This is a genomic window from Brucella sp. RRSP16 (assembly GCF_052246815.1).
In the GTDB taxonomy this organism is placed as follows: Bacteria; Pseudomonadota; Alphaproteobacteria; order Rhizobiales; family Rhizobiaceae; genus Brucella; species Brucella intermedia.
In genome coordinates this window covers 66,940-82,602 of sequence record NZ_JBQQAM010000015.1, presented here as the reverse complement: position 1 = coordinate 82,602, position 15,663 = coordinate 66,940, and the positions used below count along the sequence as shown (strand labels likewise).

Here is a 15,663-nt window from a genome sequence, read left to right as displayed (position 1 = left end):
TTCACCCGCCCCCATTCCTCGCTTGCAACCCTGACCAGCCTCTCGGAATGGGGGCTGAACGTCAGCACCTGTCGCATTTCTATCTTGCTAAAAACGTCGCATCCCTAACTTGCTAAAACAATGCGCGGACCCTCAGGCCTGTTCCCGCAAAGAAAGAAGCGCCTTTTCAGGCGCTTCCTCTATCATCAGAATGTCCGCTGCAGCATGATCAAGCCTTGCCAGGCGTCTGTCCCGTTGAGGACCGACTTCTTGTCGCGCCACCGCACATAAGAAATCTCCGGCGTGACGGTGAAGCCCGGAACCATTTCGTAAGCGACATTTGCGGTGGTGTAGAATGTATTCACGCCGTCATAGGAAAGCTCGGCATTGAATACGCTCTTGTTGGACATCTTGTAGGCGCCGCCGCCCCAGACCGCCCAGTCGCCACCCCATTGGCCGTAGAAACTGTTGATCGCGCGAACCTGCCCCGCGACCTGTCCGTCCTCGCCCTTGACGTCCATATAGCTGTCCTTGTTGGACTTGTAGGCTCCCATGGCCCAAAGGGACAGCTTGTCGGTAATGTTGAGATTGCCGCGCAGCTTGCCCGCCCATTCTTCGTTCCGGGCATCATAGGCAGCGACTGCGATGATGGCGCCCCAGTCCTTGGAGTATTTCACGCCGCCAACGACATGCGGGGCGTAATCGCTTATGGTGCCGTCGTAGCCGTAATCATGATCGGTGTCCTTATTGTTACCCTGTTCGAGCGCAAGGACAGCCGACCAGCCATCTTTGCCGGTATAGGTATAGCTGATCGCGGCGGTGCGTGCGCCGCCAGCCGGGATAACATCGTCGTTGAAGACGTCGCCAAGATAGCCGACGAAAGATGTGAAGACCGAATAATCAAGACCGACACGCAGCCCGCCCAAATCCACATATGCAACGCGCAACGACCCGGTGGAGCTGGAATCCGCGCCATTGCTCCATTCGAAACGGGTTTCCGCATAGGTTTTGAGCGTACCTAACTCCGTCTCGGATGCTGTGCTGGCGCGAAGCGTGAAGCGTGTGGAAATATCCCAGGTGTCGCGCTTGGTGGAGCGTTGCAGATATGGCGCACCGTCCTTGTCGGTAAAGCCGCGGCCATAGACATCATCGCCGCCCTGCATGAGATAGCGGACATAGCCATGCACCCGCAGGCAGGTTTCGGTGCCGGGTATGTAGAAATACCCAGCGCCATAGGCATCGCAGACCCTGACATATTGTGCTGCGTCCGGCTCGGGTGCGACTATGTTGTCCGCACCATATGCCACGGAAAGGCTGCTCAGAGTCGCAATGGAACTCATCGATAATAAAGTAAATCTCATTTCCCCTCACAAATATTTAAAAAGTTATTGTCAAAGATTTGCTTCGTCTTACGATCCGTGAGAATGATAGATGAAAGGAATATTTTTCTCTAATCGCAAGTTGTATTACATTAATTGTATCGCACAATTAGTTGCACGTTATTGGAGAGGAAGTGGCAATAAAGCGGGGGTAATTACTTAAAATAGTAAGCCTGACACTGAACGGATACAGTTACTTATTCTCGCGGCCCTTGGGGCCGCTTTGTCATTGGGAGGGTTTCATGTATCTACGTTTCGTTCTTGCAAGCGCTTGCTGGCTTTCCTTGGCTGGTGCCGCATCGGCTGAAATCGTGCTTAACCGCGACAGCGGCAGCGATCCGTCATCGCTGGATCAGCATCGGACAACAACGGCGCAGGAAGGCGCCCTGCTGCGTGATCTTTACGAAGGGCTCGTCACGGAAGACGGCAAGGGAGAGCTGATACCCGGCGTTGCGCAGTCCTGGGATATTTCGTCCGATGGACTGACCTATACGTTCCGCCTGCGGGAGAACGCGAAATGGTCGAATGGCGATCCCGTCACGGCTGGAGATTTCGAGTATTCGTTGCGCCGCATCATGGACCCGAAAACCGGTGCTGGTTACGCCAGCATCCTCTATCCGATCAAAAATGCGCGGGAAATCAATACGGGCAAACTGCCGGTCGATCAGCTCGGCGTCCATTCGCTGGACGATCATACGCTGAAAATCACACTGGCCTCCCCCACCCCTTATTTCCTTCCCATACTGGCCCATCAAACGGCCTTGCCGCTCAACCGGAAAGCGGTCGAGAAATACGGCGACAAGTTCACCATGGCAGGAAACATGGTGTCGAACGGTGCATACACATTGGTGAGCTTCACGCCGAATGCCCAGATCGTCATGAAAAAGAACCCGTATTTCTGGGATGCCGGAAGCGTCAGGATCGACGTGGTGAACTGGGTCCCGTTTGAGGAGCCTGCCTCGTGCATGCGCCGGTTTGAATCCGGCGAGATACAGATTTGTGGCACGGTTGCTGCCGAGCAGATGGACTATATCAAGGCAAATCTGGGAAAGAATCTGCGCGTCGCCCCCTATTTCGGCATCTATTTTGTCAGCGTCAAAGGCGAACCCGATGGCAAGTTGCGCGATCCACGGGTGCGTCAGGCCATCTCGATGGCAATCGATCGCAATTTTCTGGCCAGTGAAATCAGGCGCGGAATGATGGTGCCCGGCTATTCGATGGTGCCTCCCGGCACCCAAAACTATGTCGAGGATGCGCCACGTCTGGAATATAAGGACCAGGATATTCTCGATCGCGAAGACAGGGCGAGACAATTGCTGGCGGAGGCAGGCGTCAAGCCGGGCAGCCTTTCAGTCAAGCTGCGTTATGCCACCTCGATCAATAACAAGAACTCGATGATCGCCATTGCCGACATGCTCAAGAATATCGGCATAGAGGCGTCGCAGGATGAAGTCGAAAGCACGACCTATTTCAACTATTTGCACGAAAAGGGCATGTATGATTTTGCCTATCAGGCGTGGATTGGCGATTACAACGATCCCTATTCCTTCCTGAGCCTGTTCACCACCGGCAATTACTTCAATATGTCCGACTGGTCGAACAAGGATTACGATGCCCTCATCACCCGGTCGGAAACCATGACCGACGCCAAGGCGCGGGCGGAAACGCTTGCCAAGGCCGAGCGCATCCTGTTGAAAGAAGTACCGGTCATTCCCCTGCTCTATCCCTTGTCGCAAGCGCTCGTATCGGAACGGGTCGAAGGTTATAGCGACAATCTGACGAACGTGCACGCAACCCGCTGGCTGTCCCTCAAAACCAAATGAGGCATGCTCCATTGCAGTCTATCGCGCTTGGGCAGGGATGATCCCTGCCCTTGGCACTTCATTGTCGAAACTCAAAAACGGCTCTTTGCAAAACGTTGCTGCAGCCATTGGGCGGCGGGCCCCTGTCGCCGCCGCTTGTTCCAGATCAGTTCCAAGGCGACCGGATGTGCGCCCTCGTCGAACTGTAACCGGGGAATGACGAGTTCCGGCGCCAGCGGCGAATCCTGCAGTATATGTTCGGGAATGAACGCCCAGCCGATCCCTCTTGTGAGGATTTGCAGGATGACCCAGTGGCTTTCCACCCACCACACATCAGCGCCGACCCGCAGGCGCTGGCTTTCAGCCGTATCGCTGTGCTTTCGCGCCATGATCTGGCGAAACGAACGCAGATCTTCCCAACTGACCGCTGTTTGCGCCAGCGGGTGCGTGCGTCCGCAGACCAGCACCAGAGGCACCCAGCCGATTGTATGGAAGCCAAGTTCATCCGGCATCTGTTCGGCGCGCCACATGACCCCAAGGTCGGCCTTTCCGTCCAGCACAAGCCCGCTTATCGCGGTCGAGGGCGGGAATTTCAGTTCCAGTTCGACATGCGGAAATTCCTGCGCGAAAGCGGCAAACAGAGTGGCGATGGCGGGCTCAGGATAAAGCTCGTCTATCGCGACGACGAGGCGGGTTTCAACGTGATCGCCGAAATTTCTGGCGACTGAAATCAGGTGTTCCCGCCGGGCAAGCAGCAGGCGCGCTTCCGGCAACAGCCGCGCTCCGGCCTCCGTCAGTATCGGATTGCGGGAAGCACGGCTGAACAGTTTGACGTCGAGATCGTCTTCCAGCGAGGAAACCAGCGTGCTGATGGCGGATTGCGCCTTGCGCAGGTGCCGCGCGGCAGCCGAGAACGAGCCGTGGTCCGCGGAGGCCACAAAGGCTTCGAGTTGCTCCAGTTCAATGCTCATCTATCTGAAATCCAGATAATATCTAACTTTTCTTATCGTCAGAATAAGATAGAAGCACGCCCGTTAACAACAGGGATTAAAGGAAATGCGCAGTTTTATGGACCGTGTCCGCCATGCAATGATGTTTGAAATCATCGGTCTGGCGATCTTCATACCCGGTTCGGCCTTCATTCTGGACAAGCCTGCGGCAGAGATGGGCGTCATCGGCATTGTTTCGGCTACCACCGCGACCGTGTGGAATTTTCTGTTCAATCTGGGCTTCGACAAGGCGATGCTGCGCTTCACCGGCAGCGTCAGCAAGAGCATGATTGTCCGGGTGCTGCACGCGATCCTCTTCGAGGGCGGGCTGATCGTGCTCCTGATCCCGTTCATCGCCTGGTATCTTGGAATTTCGCTGTTGGCCGCGCTTGTGATGGATATAGCGATTGTCGTCTTCTATCTGGTCTATGCGTTTGTGTTCAATATCGCATATGACAAGCTGTTCCCCTTGCCTGTCGGTCAGGCCGCGCACGCGGTTTGACCTTTCTTCAGGAGTGATGCAGCCGCACGGAGCGAATTTGGCAGCCGGGCTCTCAACAGGGAGCGCGGCGCTTGCGCAAATTCGCCTGACGCTGTTCCCATGCGATGAGCAGCAGGCTCGCCAGCACGATCAGGAATGCACCGGCGAAGACATTTGTTGCCGGAACTTCCGCCCAGATCAGATAGCCATAGATAAAGGCCCAGATCAGACCGCTATATTCCACCGGCGCCAGCGCGGAGGCCGGTGCGTGGCGAAACCCTTCGTAAAGAAGGAACTGGCCGAGCGTCGAAACCAGCCCGAGACAGATCATCAGCACCCAGCCGGAAAGGTCGGGCTCCTGCCAGGTCCATGGAAAGGAAAGCGCGCAGGCCAGACCGAACAACAGGCTGGTCGCATACATCTGCGTCATCGTGGTTTCGCTGCGGCTGACAAGCCGGATCAGGATCGTGCTCCATGCCCAGCAGAAGCCCGCAACGATGCACATGGCGGCGGGAATGAGATTGGGCGAATGGGTCGGGTTCGCAGCCACGGTCACGCCGATGAAACCGATGGCGCAGGCGATCCACCGCCCCGGCCCGATCTTCTCTTTCAGCACGAGGATCGACAGGAACATGACCATGATCGGCGCGGAGAAATAGAGCGTGGTCAGTTCTGCAAGCTCGAGATGGCGAGCCGCATTGTAGAACAGCAACCACGCGCCGAGCATCAGGCCCGCGCGGAGCACGATGGTGTTGCGATAAGGGCTTTTGAAAATCGACGGATGGCGGTGATAGCGGATCAGCACGCCCGTGATGAGCACGATCACCAGGCTGCGCATGAACAAGATCTGCGGCACCTGATAGGTCGCGACGAGCCATTTCACCATTGCGTCCTGAAGGGCAAAGCAAGCGTAGCCGCCGCAAGCGAGGGCAATGCCTGCAAGCGGTCTTGAACTGACTGACCCGGTATTCATGGATTCCCCGATCCGGTCCAGGAATCCCGTAGCGGGATGGACCACGAACGCTGAATTTGCAGGACTGGAGCCCATAAGCAAGAGGCTGATATATGACGGCTGCAGACGGGAGCGTCAATGTAGCCGGAATGCAACAAATTGGGAGCCTGGAGCGGTTCCGGTTAAAACGGAATCGTCGGAACCGCTCTAGGTATTTGTCTTGTCGCATTATCCACCGCGTAGACGCTTCGCGCTTTTGCTGGAAATGCTCTAGAACACCAGGGATCGATGCGCCGCGGTTCCCGCCGTCACCCCGTCGGCAACCGACCACGCAACGCTGTGCGCACCGCGCGTAATGTCGCCTGCCGCAAAAATGCCCGGCACCGTCGTCGTCTTCAGCCCGTCCGTCCGTATCGTTCTGCCGAGCGGCAGTTCATCCATCGCGCAGCCGAATATGCCGGCAATTTCGCTGTTCAGGCGATTACGGGGGCCGATGTAAAGCGCATCGGCGGGCACCAGTCGCCCGTCGTCAAGCTCGACCTGCGAAAGTTCTTTCCCCTGCCCGCAGAGCGCGCGGACGGGGCTGCGTTCAATCTTCACGCCGCGCCGTTGCAGTTCTGCGAATGCCTCGGCATCTGGCTCCATTCCCTTGTCGATGAAGAAGGTTGTCGGTCCCCATTCGGAAATCAGCATGGCCTGATGCACCGACATGGGTGACAGATTGAGAACGCCAAGCTGCCGGTCGCTGAATTCGTAGCCGTGGCAATAGGGACAATGAATGACGGTATTGCCCCATCGCTCCGCGAGGCCGGGAATATCCGGCAGTTCGTCCGATATGCCGAAGGCAAGGATCAGCCGCCGCCCCTCGACGATCTCGCCACTATCGAGTTCGATCCTGAAATTGTCGATTTCGCCGCTGCCGAAAATGGCCTTGCCTCGTGTGAAGGTCACGGTCGGATAGGCTTCGACCTGCGCTTTCGCGGTTTCCAGCATGGTAAGCGGGTTGCTGCCGTCCTGCGCAAGGAAACCGTGCGAATGTTCGGCAAAACGGTTGCGCGGTTTTCCGGCGTCGATCACGCGGACAGTTCCCCTGCCGCGCGCCAGATAGGTTGCCGCAGACAGGCCGGCGAAGCTGCCGCCGATAATGATCGCATCATGACGCATGACTGCTCTCCAGATCGAACTTTACGCCGCGTTCCAGCGCGCGTTGATGAAAATCCGCGCTCAGCATGGCGAGCGTGACCTCGCCAAAACGCTCCAGAAGAAGGTTTTCAGCGTCGCTGAATGCCTTGCCGAGCGAAGCGTTAACCGCCTGTTCCACCAGGCATTCAGGCTTTTCGGCGCGGTTTCCCATGGCCAGAAGTGTCGGTTCCCCAATGGCTTCGTAAATGTCGCGCAGCGTCACCTTGTCGAGATCGCAGGCGATTTCCCAGCCGCCGCCGTGTCCCTTTTCCGAGCGGACATAGCCCTGCTCGCGCAGACCGCCCATCACGCGCCTGACGACGACCGGATTGGTGGTCATGGCCTTGGCAAGGACCTCCGATGTGACCGGCCCTCTATGTTCCGCCATGTGAAGAAGGACGTGCAGGACGCCCGATAGTTTGCTATCTCTTTTCATGTAACTATAAATGTTACGAGAATCGGCAGATGTCAACACACCCGGCGAAAAACACCGGATCAGATAAATGTGATAGCTATGGCGCGGGCTTGATTATGTAGCTGTTTCAGGCCTGTAGCAGCGCCGTTACATCACCGGGCGTATGATCGTTTTCAAGCCGTTGGCCTCACCGGCTATCAGCCGGGCATAGGCGCGTGGCACTTCATCGAGCGATATTTCCCGGTCGACAAGCTGTAAGAGCTGCGCCTCAAGATCGGGCAGAAGCCTAGCGATTTCATGCAGTTCGTCCTGATAGGCGTGGCAGCCGATCAGGCTTGTTTCCCGCTCGACCAGAATGTTGGGATCGAGTTCTATCCTGCCATGGGATATGCCGACCAGTGCCAGCGAGCCGCCGCTGGAAAGCACGTCGAGTGTTGCCTTGAGGACATTGATATTGCCGGTGGCGTCGATCGCATGGCGGATCGGCTGGCCATTGATTGCGGCTTCAATCGCCGCCTTGTCGAGAGGCACTGCGGTCGCGCCGGTAACGCTTGAAACGAGATTGGCGCGTTGGTCATTGCGGTCGCAGACCAGCACCGGACCGTCATGCAGGCGGGAGAGCAGCAGCGCTGCAAGCCCGCCGATCGGCCCACAGCCGACAACGAGAACGGCCTCGCCCGACGGCACACGCTGCCTGCGGATGGCGTGCAGCGCCACCGACAGCGGCTCGCCCATGGCGGCGACCACCGGATTGATGGCCGGGTCGTAATGAACGAGCAGACGGGCGGGAAGTGCTGTCTCCTCGGCAAAGCCGCCATCGCAGACTTCACCGATGAAGCCCAGCGTTTCGCAGACATTGTGCCTGCCGCTTTTGCAGGACGGGCATTCGCCGCACCAGTAACGGGAGTCCGCGATCACCGTATCACCCGGTTTGAAGCCGGTCACGCCATCGCCAGTCGCGGTCACGATGGCTGCAAATTCATGGCCCGCGACCGAAGGGGAACGGCTAATCCACTGTCCGGTCATGAAATTGTGCAGGTCCGAGCCGCATATGCCCGCAGCCGTCACCTTGAGCCGGACCCAGCCCGGCGCGGGATGCGCCGGCGGGTCGATGGTCTCGACCCGCAAATCCTTTGCCGCATAAAGCCGGACAGCCTTCATCGCAGCCCTCCCGGCCTTAGAGGTAATCCTTGCGGATTTCCGACACGGCGTTCTCGTGCGAGGAGAAGCCTTCATAACGCGCCAGCGTGCGGGCGTGTTTTGCAAATTCCGGATAGGCGGATGCCGTCACATAGCCGATGGACGAACGTTTGACGAAATCCGTTACAGAGAGCGGGCCATAGGTGCGCGCCCAGCGGCTGGTCGGCAGCACGGCGTTCGGGCCGAGGCCGAAATTGCCGATAACGACCGGCGTGTGGGGTCCCATCAGGATTTCGGCTGCTTCGGTGATGTGGCCGAGATGCGCGAACGGATCGGTCGAAAGAAGCTCCAGATGTTCCGGCGCATAGTCGTTGATGAACCTGTAGCTCTCTTCCACGGATGACGTCAGGACGATGCCGCCATATTTGCCGGTAAGCACGGTCCTGGAGAAGCCGACGCGCTGCTCGGTCATGCGCGCCCAATGGTCCGGCAATGCGGCCAGCGCTTCCTCCGCTACGCGGCGGCTGTGCGTGACGAGCCATGCCGATGAATCCGGACCATGTTCGGCCTCGATCAAAAGGTCGAGCGCCGCAAGCCCGCCCTTCACCGTATCGTCGGCGAAAATGACGGCTTCGGAAGGTCCGGCAGGCAGGCCTGGATCGATCACGCCGCCAAGCAGGCGCTTGGCCGCAACCACCCACGGGCTGCCGGGGCCGACGATCTTGAGCGCCGGTTTCACCGTTTCCGTGCCGTAGGCGACGGCAGCGACAGCTTGCGCGCCGCCGACCTTGTAGACGGTTTCCACACCGGCAAGCCGTGCTGCGACGAGCGTGGCAGCATCGACTGAACCATCCGGCGTTGGCGGAGTGACGATGGCAAGATCAGGCACGCCTGCAACGACAGCCGGAACCGCGGTCATCATGGTGACGGACGGAAACGCCCCCTTGCCGCGCGGAATATAGAGCGCGACGGAGCGGATCGGCGTGAAACGATCGCCCGCAAAGGCGCCGGGACGCATTTCCTTCAGCCACATGGCCTCTGGCTTCTGTTCCTCATGGAAATGGCGGATATTGTCGATGCCGAACTGGATGGCCTCGATCACGTCCTTTTCCACCTTGTCGAAGGCGGCATCGAATTCGGCTTCCGTCGCCTTGATGTTGGCCGGGTCGACCTCGGCCTTGTCGAGATCGCGCGCAAAGCGGACGAGTGCCGCATCGCCTTCCGTGCGAACGGCTTCGATGATCGGCTTCACCTTCTCGATAAAACCGGAGAGGTCGGTTTCCGAACGCTTGAGCAGTTCGGCGCGAGCTGCATCGTCCAGTTTTGCCAGTTCGTGAAAAGAAACATCGGACATGATCGGCTCCTTGCCGGTTGCTGTGGAGGCGCAACCGGTCATTTCGATTTGAGGAAGATGTCGAGCCCGACCAGCTGGTCGAGCAGGAATATGGCGGCGGCGGCACAGGCGATGAAGACGACGGAGATGGCCGCAAGGTCCGGCGTGATGATGGACCGGATCGAATTGTAGATCTGCACCGGCAGGGTGACGATGCGGGCATCGACCAGAAGCAGGCTCACCAGAAATTCGTTCAGCGCCAGAATGAACATCAAAAGCGAGCCGCTAATGACGCCCGGCACCACGACCGGCAGGGTGACGAAGAAGAAGGTCGAGATCGGCCCTGCCCCGCAATTGGCGGCGGCAAGTTCCAGATCGGCATCGAGATTGGCGGCACTTGCCGTGACGGCCCAGATCATGAAGGGCAGATTGATGACGCAGGCTGCAATCCCTACCGGCCAGAGCTGGCCCAGTATGCCCGCCTGACCGAAGATCAGCATAAGGCCGATACCGGAGCCGATCAGCGGAATGGTAAAGGGCAGCAGCAGGTAAATCTGGATCGTCTTTTCAAACCGCACGGCATATTTCGCCAGAGCTATACCAGCGAGCGTTCCGACCGGAATGGCGACGATAGTGCAGATGAAGGAGACGTAGAGCGAGCGCAGGAATGCATCCCAGAGGTCGCTCGTTCCGGCGATCTTCTGATACCATTTCAGCGAAAATCCTTCCGGCGGAAAGGTGATCATGTTGCCCGATGTGAACGACGCGCCAAGCACCACGATGGTCGGTGCGGAAAGCAGCACCAGAACGGCGATAACGAATGACCATATGACGATGGATTTCGACAGCGGCGAGGTCATTTGCGCGCCCTCCCCATGGCAAGCGTGCCTGCCCCGAACAACGTGAATACGATCCCGACGAGGATGGAGCCGACGCCGACCAGAAGCAGTGCCAGCGTCGCGCCCAGTCCCTGATCGGACGTGCGGAAGAACTGGTCATAGATCGCATTGGCGATGAAATCCTGCGATCCGCCGCCCAGAATAGCTGGTACGGCGAAGTCGGTAAGCGAAAGCGTCATCACCACCAGTCCCGCGCCGATCAGGCCCGGACGCGCCATGGGCAGCACGACATGGGCGAAGGTCCGCAGCCAGTTCGCGCCGAGCGAGCTTGCAGCCGCTTCCATTTCTTCCGGAATTGCAGTCAATGCCGGTGCGAGCATCAGTACGGCGAATGGCAGCATATACTGGATGAGACCGAACAGAACCGCCGGATAGTTATAGAGGAGCCGCATCGGCGCGATGCCGACAAGGCCAAGCGCCTCGTTGACCATCCCCTGATTGCCGAGAATGATGAGCCAGCCATAGGCGCGCACCACCTGCCCGATGAAGAACGGCAGGAACAGCGCGATCAGCAGGAATTTGCGCAAGGCAGCCGATGGCGTGCGCACCATGAGATAGGCGTAAGGAAAGGCCAGAACGAGCGTGAACACGGTCACGACGAGCGAGCCGAACAGGCTGCGCCATGCCACGGTTGCAAAGAGGCTTTCCGTCAGCGCGCGCTTGTAGTTGGCGAGCGTGTAATAATCCGACATCAGGAATGTCGAAGTGTCGAGCGTGCGCAGGCTGGTATCCGCGATCTGGATCAGGCCCAGCACCAGCAGTCCGACCAGGACAATCGCCGGAAGCAGCATCAGATAAGGTACTGCGCGATTGAACCGCGCAGGCCACAGAAAGGCTGCGATTGCTTCCAGCGCATCCATGATGCGCCAGACAACCGGATAGGCAGTGCGTGCCGCTCGCATGTCTCAATTCCTGAATATCTGAATGGGGAGCCGCCCCTGAAGGCAGCTCCTGCAATAAGGGGGTATCAGCCCTGCATGATGGCCTTGAACTTCGAGAACCACTCGCTCTCGTTTTCCACCTGCACCTTTGCCGAAATGCGGATGAGGTGTTTGAAATCCTCGTCCTTGGTCGGATAGGCCGGATCGTTCACAAGATCGGCGGGCGGGGTCAGGCCCGGCACGACGCCCGGCAGGCCAAGTCCATCGAGCCAGACCTGCTGCGCATCCTTGGTGAGCGCGAAGTTGATATATTCCTTGGCCCAGTAAAGCTCGTTTTCCGGCAGGCCCTTTGGAATCCACAGACCGTCCGTGTCGAACTTCGCGCCCTCTTCCGGGACGGTCCAGTCGATCTTGACGCCGTTCTTCTGGGCTTCGCGTGCATTGGTGGAAATGGTGCAGGCCAGATCGATTTCGCCCTTCTGGAACCAGGTGGTGAAATCCGGGTCCTCACCGAGAAGCGGCTGCTGCTGCTTCACCTTGGCGATGAAATCCCATGCGGGCTGCATATTGCCGGGAATGTCTTCCAGCTTGCCGCCACCGGCAACCTGCGCCGGGAAGTGGAAGCCGATGCCATCGTTATAAAGCGCGATGCGGCCCTTGAACTTCGGATCGAGCAGGGCGTGCCACGACTTCGGCGGGCCATCCGGGAAGGCTTCCGGACGATAGGCCAGCACATAGACATAGCCATATGTGTTGACTATCGGATAGCCATCGAGACCAACCGGCTTGGCAAGATCGGTGGTGTTCTTGAGGTTCGACAGGTCCGAAAGGTCTTCCGTCACGCCGCGCAATGCCGATTTGGTCGCATTGGTGGTCGTATCCCAGTTGACGTGGATCGGCGGAACACGCTTCTGCGCGACCGCAGCCCAGAGCTTCGGCTGGATTTCGTTGTCTTCGGTCAGGTCGTGGCGGACGGCAATGCCGGTCTTGGCAGTAAACGGATCGGACACGCCAGCTTTCAGCGCATCCACCCAGCTGCCGCCCCAGGCCCGCACGATCAGTTCCTTCGGCTTGGCCGGTTCTTCGGCAAAGGCGCGCGAAAGGCCGAGCGACGTCGTGCCGGCTGCGGCGGCAAGAGCGCCCGCGCTTTGCAGGAAGCGACGGCGGTCGAGGATCAGAAAAGGCTTCTTCAGATTGTTCATTTTGTTTCTCCTGTGGAGTTTCCCCGTAATGTTTCACTCATGCGGCAAAGACGATGAGATCGCGGGCGTTCCAGCCAAGATGCACGGTCTCACCTTCCGCAAACTGGCTGTGGCCGATGGGATCGTGGTCGAAGACACGCATCAGCGCGTCTCCCAGGGCAGGAACCCGCAATTCGTAGACGATGCGTTCGCCTTCAAAGATCGCATCGGTTACGATGCCTTCGAGCACTGTATCGAGTGCTCCATGCGCTGCGGCGCTGCCGCCAATGCGGATTTGTTCGGCGCGGATTGCGCAGGAGACATTCGCGCCGGGGGCAACGCCTCCACGCCCCTCGCCTGCCGTGCCTGCCAGAGCCGTTCCCGCATCGACCCGCACCAGATTGCCGTCGACTGAAGATGCCTTGCCGGAAATGAAATTGGTGACGCCGATGAAGTTCGCCACAAAGGCATTGGACGGGTTGCGATAGGTTTCGGACGGCTCAGCCATCTGCTGGATTTCGCCGCCATCCATGACGATAATCTCGTCGGATACGACGAGCGCCTCGCGCTGGTCGTGGGTGACGTTGATCGTCGTGACGCCGAGTTCCCGCTGGATACGACGGAATTCAAGCTGCATTTCCTCGCGCAGCTTGCGGTCGAGCGCTGCCAGAGGTTCATCGAGCAGAAGCAGGTCCGGCTCGAAAACGAGGGCGCGCGCGATGGCGACGCGCTGCTGCTGGCCGCCGGAAAGTTCATGCACACGCCGCTCGCCGAGGCCGTTGAGGCGAACGAGGTCGAGATAGCGTTCTACCCGCTCGGGGATGGAGCGCGCATCGAAACGGCGCATTTTCAGCGGAAAGGCGACGTTTTCAGCCGCCGTCATATGCGGAAAAAGCGCGAGCTTCTGGAAAACCATGCCGATGGAGCGCTTGTGCGGCGGCACGGCGCTGACGGCTTCACCATTGATGAAGATTTCGCCGATGCTCGGTTTCTGGAAACCGGCGATGAGCCGCAGGAGCGTCGTCTTGCCGGAGCCGGACGGCCCCAGAATGGTTAGAAAGCGGCCCTTGGCGAGATCGAAAGATGCCGCACGCACGGCGTGGAAGCCGTTATAGATCATGCTGACATTGTTGACCGATACGGCAGCCGGTCCGTTTGAGATTTTACGGCCAGGTCCGGTGTCGGTTGTATTCATCGCAGTTTCCCATTTCAGTCAAAGCACCGGAAGATGCTTTATGATGTTATTGCAGTCCTGTTTCGCGACTTGCTGATATTCCACTTCAGGAAAATCAGATCGAAGCGAGGTAGCCTCCGTCAATCGGTATCACCTGCCCGGTGACATAGGACGATGCGGCGCTTGCCAGAAACACCACGGCGCCCGCGACATCTTCCATCGCGCCGAAACGCCCCTGCGGAATTTTGGCCAGCATCGCCTTCTGCCACTCGTCATTCTCGTAAAACACATCGGTCATGGCGGTACGGAAATAACCCGGTGCGATGCCGTTGACGCGAATGCCGGAAGGCGCCCATTCGCTCGCAAGCGCGTGGGTCATGCCCATGAGGCCGGATTTGGAGGAGCCGTAAGGCACGGCGGTCGGCACGCCGACATAGGAGGTCAGCGAGCAGAGATTGATGATCGAACCGCCCTTGCCGTTCTCCGTCATCTGGCGGGCAGCGGCCTGCGCGCAGAAGAACGCGCCCTTGAGATTGGTCGAAACGATACGCTCCCAGAGCGCTTCGTCCACATCGAGCGACGGGCGGATTTCTTCATAACCTGCATTGTTGACGAGGATATCGAGACCGCCGAGCGTTTCCGCTGCCCGTGCGACGGCGGAGGCGCAGGCGGCGACATCACGCACATCGAGCGAAAGACTTGCCGAGGCGCGCCCATGAGCGGCGATACGGGATGCCGTTTCGGAAAGATCGCCGGACTTGCGCGCTGTAACAGCGACATCGGCACCAGCCGAGGCAAGCGCTTCGGCAATGGCCTGTCCCAGTCCCCGGCTCGCACCGGTAACCAGCGCTTTACGCCCGCTGAGGTCGAAAAGCGATAAAACCTGCATCATGTTCCCCTGCGGACCTTTGGCAAAACAATATTGTTGCCGAACTTCTACTCGTTCCGGCACTAATGTTTAGCAATTTTTTGTGGTCTCACCGACATAGGACCATCTTTTTTATATGTTGTCTATACATATATAAGCAAAATTGGATTTTAGACTTGGCCAGTCTCTCCTAAAGGCTGCTGACCGGCAAAAAGCTGCGGTCCGGCAGGGGCGAACGCACCGGAAAGTGCGGTCATGCGCTCTGATTCGGCCCCTTTCCACGGCTCCGGCAGTTGTTTCAGTTTGAAAGCAGGTTTCGGGAGGCTGTCGTCTGTTCTTGTGCTAGAAAGTTCCCATGAGAGACCTTTTCGACCAGATGGAACCGCGAGAAGTTCTTGCGCCCGGAGCCGTGCTTCTGCGCGGCTTTGCGCTTTCCCGCGAGGATGCCGTTCTGAAAGCGGTAGCGGATGTTGCTGCTGCCGCGCCCTTCCGGCATATGACGACGCCCGGCGGTTATCGCATGTCGGTTGCGATGACGAATTGCGGGAATTTCGGCTGGGTTACGGACCGGAGTGGGTATCGTTACAGCACCGACGATCCGGAAACCGGCCTGCCCTGGCCTGCCATACCGGAAGCGTTTCGCACGCTTGCCCGGACTGCCGCCGGAGAAGCCGGTTATTCCGATTTCGTGCCGGATGCCTGCCTCATCAACCGGTATGAGCCGGGTGCGAAACTTTCATTGCATCAGGACAAGGATGAACAGGATTTCAACCAGCCGATTGTTTCGGTGTCGCTCGGCCTGCCCGCGACTTTCCAGTTCGGCGGGTTGAAACGAACCGACCCAATCGCGAAATATATCCTGCATCATGGCGACGTGGTTGTGTGGGGCGGACCGTCGCGCCTCTTCTATCACGGCATACTTGCCTTGAAGCGCGGCGAGCATGAAAAACTGGGTCCGTTTCGCTTCAATCTGACGTTCAGAAAATCGCGTTAACCGTCATTAAACGC

The 15,663-nt window shown here is 58.6% G+C and carries 15 protein-coding genes; 3 read left to right on the top strand and 12 right to left on the bottom strand.

Annotated features, from left to right (window positions below):
* Positions 1–185: 185 nt before the first annotated feature.
* Positions 186–1,340: a porin gene (locus ACS5UA_RS20175; protein ID WP_241083963.1), complete on the bottom strand. Its 1,155-nt coding sequence runs from the start codon at positions 1,338–1,340 to the stop codon at positions 186–188.
* Positions 1,341–1,600: 260 nt separating this feature from the next.
* Here ACS5UA_RS20175 and ACS5UA_RS20170 point away from each other — a divergent pair, with 260 nt between their 5' ends.
* The gene (locus ACS5UA_RS20170) at positions 1,601–3,181 is read left to right on the top strand and encodes a peptide ABC transporter substrate-binding protein (protein WP_075041430.1); all 1,581 of its coding nucleotides are present in this window, start codon (positions 1,601–1,603) and stop codon (positions 3,179–3,181) included.
* Between the two features lie 71 nt (positions 3,182–3,252).
* On the opposite strand, the gene ACS5UA_RS20165 is transcribed toward ACS5UA_RS20170, so the two are convergent.
* The gene (locus tag ACS5UA_RS20165; protein WP_075041431.1) at positions 3,253–4,131 is read right to left on the bottom strand and encodes a LysR family transcriptional regulator; all 879 of its coding nucleotides are present in this window, start codon (positions 4,129–4,131) and stop codon (positions 3,253–3,255) included.
* Between the two features lie 85 nt (positions 4,132–4,216).
* Here ACS5UA_RS20165 and ACS5UA_RS20160 point away from each other — a divergent pair, with 85 nt between their 5' ends.
* Positions 4,217–4,651, top strand: a complete 435-nt coding sequence (locus ACS5UA_RS20160) for a PACE efflux transporter (RefSeq protein ID WP_075041432.1) — start codon at positions 4,217–4,219, stop codon at positions 4,649–4,651.
* Between the two features lie 52 nt (positions 4,652–4,703).
* Here the strand turns inward: ACS5UA_RS20160 and ACS5UA_RS20155 are convergent, their stop codons facing one another.
* The 10 genes from ACS5UA_RS20155 to ACS5UA_RS20110 form a co-directional block, all read right to left on the bottom strand.
* Complete coding sequence (locus ACS5UA_RS20155) at positions 4,704–5,603, bottom strand: DMT family transporter (protein ID WP_006471021.1); 900 nt, start codon at positions 5,601–5,603, stop codon at positions 4,704–4,706.
* 249 nt (positions 5,604–5,852) lie between these two features.
* A complete protein-coding gene (locus ACS5UA_RS20150) occupies positions 5,853–6,746 on the bottom strand; it encodes an NAD(P)/FAD-dependent oxidoreductase (RefSeq protein WP_443101730.1) in 894 nt (297 codons plus the stop codon).
* A complete protein-coding gene (locus ACS5UA_RS20145; protein WP_075041435.1) occupies positions 6,736–7,200 on the bottom strand; it encodes an Rrf2 family transcriptional regulator in 465 nt (154 codons plus the stop codon). The genes ACS5UA_RS20150 and ACS5UA_RS20145 overlap by 11 nt, the downstream gene beginning before the upstream one ends.
* A 126-nt stretch (positions 7,201–7,326) precedes the next feature.
* A complete protein-coding gene (locus ACS5UA_RS20140; protein ID WP_075041436.1) occupies positions 7,327–8,340 on the bottom strand; it encodes a zinc-dependent alcohol dehydrogenase in 1,014 nt (337 codons plus the stop codon).
* 16 nt (positions 8,341–8,356) lie between these two features.
* A complete protein-coding gene (gene hisD / locus ACS5UA_RS20135) occupies positions 8,357–9,673 on the bottom strand; it encodes a histidinol dehydrogenase (protein WP_031346404.1) in 1,317 nt (438 codons plus the stop codon).
* A 38-nt stretch (positions 9,674–9,711) separates the two neighbouring features.
* Complete coding sequence (locus tag ACS5UA_RS20130) at positions 9,712–10,512, bottom strand: ABC transporter permease (RefSeq protein ID WP_021586040.1); 801 nt, start codon at positions 10,510–10,512, stop codon at positions 9,712–9,714.
* Entirely contained in the window at positions 10,509–11,453 is a 945-nt protein-coding gene (locus ACS5UA_RS20125; RefSeq protein WP_021586041.1) for an ABC transporter permease, read from the bottom strand. Before ACS5UA_RS20125 ends, ACS5UA_RS20130 begins: the two co-directional genes overlap by 4 nt.
* A 65-nt stretch (positions 11,454–11,518) precedes the next feature.
* Entirely contained in the window at positions 11,519–12,634 is a 1,116-nt protein-coding gene (locus ACS5UA_RS20120) for an ABC transporter substrate-binding protein (protein ID WP_021586042.1), read from the bottom strand.
* Between the two features lie 37 nt (positions 12,635–12,671).
* Complete coding sequence (locus tag ACS5UA_RS20115; RefSeq protein WP_021586043.1) at positions 12,672–13,808, bottom strand: ABC transporter ATP-binding protein; 1,137 nt, start codon at positions 13,806–13,808, stop codon at positions 12,672–12,674.
* A 94-nt stretch (positions 13,809–13,902) separates the two neighbouring features.
* On the bottom strand, positions 13,903–14,676 hold the full coding sequence (locus tag ACS5UA_RS20110) for an SDR family NAD(P)-dependent oxidoreductase (RefSeq protein WP_021586044.1): 774 nt from the start codon (positions 14,674–14,676) through the stop codon (positions 13,903–13,905).
* A 334-nt stretch (positions 14,677–15,010) separates the two neighbouring features.
* On the opposite strand from ACS5UA_RS20110, the gene alkB reads away from it, so the two are divergent.
* The gene (alkB, locus tag ACS5UA_RS20105; protein WP_075041437.1) at positions 15,011–15,649 is read left to right on the top strand and encodes a DNA oxidative demethylase AlkB; all 639 of its coding nucleotides are present in this window, start codon (positions 15,011–15,013) and stop codon (positions 15,647–15,649) included.
* Positions 15,650–15,663 lie beyond the last annotated feature (14 nt).

What these genes read in the sequence shown, in the direction of transcription:
- ACS5UA_RS20175 (WP_241083963.1), bottom strand. Translation starts at nt 1,340, where the DNA reads ATGAGATTTACTTTATTATCGATGAGTTCCATTGCGACTCTGAGCAGC.
- ACS5UA_RS20170 (WP_075041430.1), top strand. Translation starts at nt 1,601, where the DNA reads ATGTATCTACGTTTCGTTCTTGCAAGCGCTTGCTGGCTTTCCTTGGCT.
- ACS5UA_RS20165 (WP_075041431.1), bottom strand. Translation starts at nt 4,131, where the DNA reads ATGAGCATTGAACTGGAGCAACTCGAAGCCTTTGTGGCCTCCGCGGAC.
- ACS5UA_RS20160 (WP_075041432.1), top strand. Translation starts at nt 4,217, where the DNA reads ATGCGCAGTTTTATGGACCGTGTCCGCCATGCAATGATGTTTGAAATC.
- ACS5UA_RS20155 (WP_006471021.1), bottom strand. Translation starts at nt 5,603, where the DNA reads ATGAATACCGGGTCAGTCAGTTCAAGACCGCTTGCAGGCATTGCCCTC.
- ACS5UA_RS20150 (WP_443101730.1), bottom strand. Translation starts at nt 6,746, where the DNA reads ATGCGTCATGATGCGATCATTATCGGCGGCAGCTTCGCCGGCCTGTCT.
- ACS5UA_RS20145 (WP_075041435.1), bottom strand. Translation starts at nt 7,200, where the DNA reads ATGAAAAGAGATAGCAAACTATCGGGCGTCCTGCACGTCCTTCTTCAC.
- ACS5UA_RS20140 (WP_075041436.1), bottom strand. Translation starts at nt 8,340, where the DNA reads ATGAAGGCTGTCCGGCTTTATGCGGCAAAGGATTTGCGGGTCGAGACC.
- hisD (WP_031346404.1), bottom strand. Translation starts at nt 9,673, where the DNA reads ATGTCCGATGTTTCTTTTCACGAACTGGCAAAACTGGACGATGCAGCT.
- ACS5UA_RS20130 (WP_021586040.1), bottom strand. Translation starts at nt 10,512, where the DNA reads ATGACCTCGCCGCTGTCGAAATCCATCGTCATATGGTCATTCGTTATC.
- ACS5UA_RS20125 (WP_021586041.1), bottom strand. Translation starts at nt 11,453, where the DNA reads ATGCGAGCGGCACGCACTGCCTATCCGGTTGTCTGGCGCATCATGGAT.
- ACS5UA_RS20120 (WP_021586042.1), bottom strand. Translation starts at nt 12,634, where the DNA reads ATGAACAATCTGAAGAAGCCTTTTCTGATCCTCGACCGCCGTCGCTTC.
- ACS5UA_RS20115 (WP_021586043.1), bottom strand. Translation starts at nt 13,808, where the DNA reads ATGAATACAACCGACACCGGACCTGGCCGTAAAATCTCAAACGGACCG.
- ACS5UA_RS20110 (WP_021586044.1), bottom strand. Translation starts at nt 14,676, where the DNA reads ATGCAGGTTTTATCGCTTTTCGACCTCAGCGGGCGTAAAGCGCTGGTT.
- alkB (WP_075041437.1), top strand. Translation starts at nt 15,011, where the DNA reads ATGAGAGACCTTTTCGACCAGATGGAACCGCGAGAAGTTCTTGCGCCC.